The organism is Arenimonas sp. (assembly GCF_019459675.1).
In the GTDB taxonomy this organism is placed as follows: domain Bacteria; phylum Pseudomonadota; class Gammaproteobacteria; order Xanthomonadales; family Xanthomonadaceae; genus Arenimonas.
In genome coordinates, this window is record NZ_JAIBFH010000413.1 from 1 (window position 1) to 3,742 (window position 3,742).

4 protein-coding genes are annotated in these 3,742 nt (G+C 70.5%); 2 read left to right on the plus strand and 2 right to left on the minus strand.

Features of this window, described 5'->3' with window-relative positions; all coding sequences use genetic code 11:
- On the plus strand, positions 1–1,178 hold a 1,178-nt coding region (locus K0M70_RS13680), incomplete at its 5' end, for a hypothetical protein (protein WP_290782846.1).
- 3 nt (positions 1,179–1,181) lie between these two features.
- Here K0M70_RS13680 and K0M70_RS13685 read toward each other — a convergent pair.
- Entirely contained in the window at positions 1,182–1,469 is a 288-nt protein-coding gene (locus K0M70_RS13685) for an NHLP-related RiPP peptide (RefSeq protein WP_290782847.1), read from the minus strand.
- Between the two features lie 163 nt (positions 1,470–1,632).
- On the opposite strand from K0M70_RS13685, the gene K0M70_RS13690 reads away from it, so the two are divergent.
- Complete coding sequence (locus tag K0M70_RS13690) at positions 1,633–2,826, plus strand: putative peptide maturation dehydrogenase (RefSeq protein ID WP_290782848.1); 1,194 nt, start codon at positions 1,633–1,635, stop codon at positions 2,824–2,826.
- A 1-nt stretch (position 2,827) separates the two neighbouring features.
- Here K0M70_RS13690 and K0M70_RS13695 read toward each other — a convergent pair.
- A partial coding sequence (locus K0M70_RS13695) for a YifB family Mg chelatase-like AAA ATPase (protein WP_290782849.1) occupies positions 2,828–3,742 on the minus strand: 915 nt, incomplete at its 5' end.

The window sequence follows — 3,742 nt, forward strand, 5'->3', positions numbered from 1 at the left end:
CGCTGTTCCTGGACGGGGCAGCGGCCACGCTCGACTCACCGGCCACCGCGCTTGAGCGCTTCACCCTGCTGGCCAACATTTATCCCGACGAGTTTCGCGCGCACGCCAACTTCGCGTTTTTCGCCCACCACGACATGCTGCGCAGCGCCGACGCACTGGCGATGATCGGGCCGGCGCTGGAGACGCGCAATCCACGCCGCGGCACCGCGCAATACCAGGCGGGGGTGTACAACCTGGCCTTGAACCGCTACCCGCAGGCCCAGCACCATTTCGAACTGGCGCAATCGCTGGGCATCAGCGGCTTCAAGCGCGACCACATTGAAACCTTCGTCGCCCAGAGGCGCTATGGCGAGGCCGAGCGCGAGATGGCCACCCAGCGCGACAGCGGTTCGGCGGCCAGCGACATCGAGGCCCGGCTGATTGAAGTGTCGCTGCCGCTCGACCGCGGCCAGTACGGCAAGGCCCTCGCGGCGAGCCGCGCGCTGGAGCAGGCCGCCCAGGCTCCCGCGGTCAGCGAAGTCAATCGCTGGAACCAGGCGGGGATCACGCTGGCGCTGCGCAGCCTGGCCCCGGACGCTACCTTCGCCGCCGACCTGAAGGCCCACGCCGACGCCCAGGCCGCCAGGCTCAAGGGCGCCGACAGCCTGCTGCGCCGCCATGTGGTGTTCCAGGCCTTGGCGGCGGGCTGGATGGCGGCCAATTCCGGAGACGCCGATTTGGCGCGGCGCATGCTGGCGCTGGTGCGCGATGACCCGCTGGTGGTCGCCTACCCGGCCAACGCCGCCATGCGCCGGTCGGTTGAAGCGGAAATTGCGCTTGCGTCCGGGGATGCCCAAGGGGCGATGGCGGCGCTGAAGCTGGACGGGCCCGAAGCAAGCTACTTCGAACGTGCCGTGCTGATGCGTGCACAGGCGGCCGCAGGGCAATGGCCGGAAGCGGCCGCCACGGCGGATTGGCTGGCAGGGAACCGCGGCCGCGCCTTCGCCGAAAGCACCAGCCTGGGCCACTGGCAGGCCATGAACGTGGCTGAAAGTACCTTGGCGCTGCGGGCCGGAGCCGATTACCTTCGCCAGCGCGGCCAGCTGGCCGAAGCCGACCAGGCCATGGCGGCCTTTGCAGCCGCATGGCCGGATGCGGACCGGCTTGCGCCGGTCCGGCATCGCTTCAGCGAGCGCTGAGGCTCAGCGCTTCGCGACCTCGAGCGAGATCGGGTTGTGTGCGGCTTTCTCTGCCAGCAGCTGCGTGCGCAGCGCATCCCGGCTGGCCTTGATGGCTTCCTTGCTGGCCAGCTGGTTCACGCTCATGCAGACCCAGGCGCCTTCGTCGATGGAGGTGTCCTTGGCGGCGGCGTGGCCGACCGAGGCCAGCGCCTGGCGCGGGTCCTTCTGGAACTGGGCGCGGAACGCGTCGTCGCTGGAGAGTTTGTCCAACAGCGTATCGACGGTGTCCTCGGAAAGCTTGAACGGCATGATGTGTCCCCTGGTGGTGGTGCAATAAGCCGTGGCCCGGTCCGGGTTGGCTGGGTCGTCTGCAGTGGTTGCCCCGGCGTGGCGGGCACTGTGCGGATCGCAGTTGCAAGATAAACCGCCCGGATGTCACTGTCACCCGCCCGCCTTTCCGGATCTGCCCGCCATGCGTGTTCGTCGTTGCCACCAGCTGGTGGTGGAGTTGGACCAGGCGCCTCGCTTTTCGTTCGCCAGCCTGCTTGAAGGCGGCGACGGCATGGACCGCAGCGTTCGCTGGCTGGCCTATGCGCCCCAGCTGGCCGCGGCCGAGCCGGTGACGCTGGAACAGCTGGCGGTACTGCAGGCGACTTCGTGCGAGGACTGGGTTGACCAGGCCCAGCTTTGCGAGCGGCACGACGCCGCCATCGTTGATTCGCTGCTGGCCGTCGGCCTGCTGCTGGCCGAGCATGGCCAAGAGCAGGCCGCCTGGCGCGCACGCGACCAGACGGCGCGCGACATCGCCTGGTGGCCGCTGGCGCTGGTGGCCCACGCCCACGGCGGCTGGGGCGAGGTGGACATCCAGGCCCGCAACGAGCGCGGGCTGATGATGAGCAGTGAACAAATAGTTGAAGCGTTCGGCGCCGCACCCGAACCCAGCTACCGGCGCGTGCCCGCCGTCGCGCCGCTGCCTCTGGCTGCGCCCGTGCAAAGCGACTTCGACGCCCTGCTGGCGGCGCGCCGGACCTGCCGGAACTTCGACGGCGAGGCCGTGCTTGGCCGGGCGGAGTTCGCGACGATGATGCGGCGGGTATGGGGTGCCGTGGGAACGCGCGAGCTGGCGCCGGGTGCGGTAGCCGTGAAGAAAAACAGCCCGGCCGGCGGGGGGCTGCATGCGGTGGAAGCCTACGTGCTGGTGCAGAGGGTCGAAGGGCTCGCCCCCGGCATCTACCACTACTTGTCGATGGACCATGCCCTGGAACCGATGCGGATGCTGTCGGCCGACGAGGCCGCCGGCCTGGCGCACCGGTTCGTGGCCGGCCAGGATTGGTTCAACAATGCACCGGCGATGGTGGTGATGACGGCGCGCTTCGATCGATTGTTCTGGAAATACCGCCGGCACACCAAGGCCTGGCGCGTGGTGCACCTGGACGTGGGCCACCTGTCGCAAACCATGTACCTGTCGGCCACCGACCTGGGCCTGGGTTGCTTCGTCACTGCGGCCATCAGCGACCGAGCGGTGGAAGAGGCGCTGGACCTGCCGGCGCTGCGCGAGGGGCCGATCGCAATCGTCGGTTTCGGCCGGCGCTCGGGCGAGATACGGACGATGGAGCTCGACCAGCTGGTGCCGGTGCAGCCGGCGCACCTGGCGCCGTCGGTCTAGTTCACGGCGCCTGGCCGGCGCCGCCCCGGTCGAGCAGGCGGTAGCCCAGCGCTTCGGCCAGGTGGGCGGTGGCGATGCCGTCGCTGGCGGCCAGGTCGGCGATGGTGCGGGCCACGCGCAGGATGCGGTGCATGGCGCGGGCCGAAAGCTGCAGCGATTCCATGGCGGTTTCCAGCAGCGCCTGGTCGTGCGGCTCCAGCCGGCAGTGCGCCTCGGTCTGGGCCTGGTCGAAGTGGGCGTTGAGGCGGCCGCTGCGCGCGAGCTGGCGGGTGCGGGCGGCCAGCACGCGTTCGCGCACGGGCGCGCTGGCTTCGCCGCGCGGGGCGTCAGGGCGCATGTCCTGCGGCGGCAGGCGGGGCACGGCCAGCTGCAGGTCGATGCGGTCCATCAGCGGGCCCGAGAGTTTGGCGCGGTAGCGCTGCACGATCTCGGCGCTGCAGCCGCAGCGGCCCGAGGGGTCGCCGGCCCAGCCGCAGGGGCAGGGGTTCATGGCGGCCACCAGCTGGAAGCGTGCCGGGAAATCGGACTGCCGCGCGGCGCGCGACACCGTCACCACGCCTGACTCCAGCGGTTGGCGCAGCACTTCCAGGGTATGCCGGCCCCATTCGGCCAGCTCATCCAGGAACAGCACGCCGTTGTGCGCCAGCGAGATTTCGCCCGGCCGCGGGTTCGGGCCGCCGCCGGCGATCGCCACCGCGCTGGAAAGATGATGCGGCGCGCGGAACGGCCGCCGACGCCAGTGCGCCAGGTCGATGCCGCGGCCGCTGACCGAATGCACGGCGGCGGTTTCCAGCGCCTCGGCTTCGCTGGCCTCGGGCAGCAGGCCGGGCAGCCGCGAGGCCAGCAGGGTCTTGCCGCAGCCGGGTGGGCCGATCAGCAGCAGGTGATGCGACCCGGCCGCGGCGATCTCCAATGC

Bases quoted from the DNA above. Each gene is read 5' to 3' on its own strand.
- K0M70_RS13685 (WP_290782847.1), bottom strand. From the start codon at position 1,469: ATGCCGTTCAAGCTTTCCGAGGACACCGTCGATACGCTGTTGGACAAA.
- K0M70_RS13690 (WP_290782848.1), top strand. From the start codon at position 1,633: ATGCGTGTTCGTCGTTGCCACCAGCTGGTGGTGGAGTTGGACCAGGCG.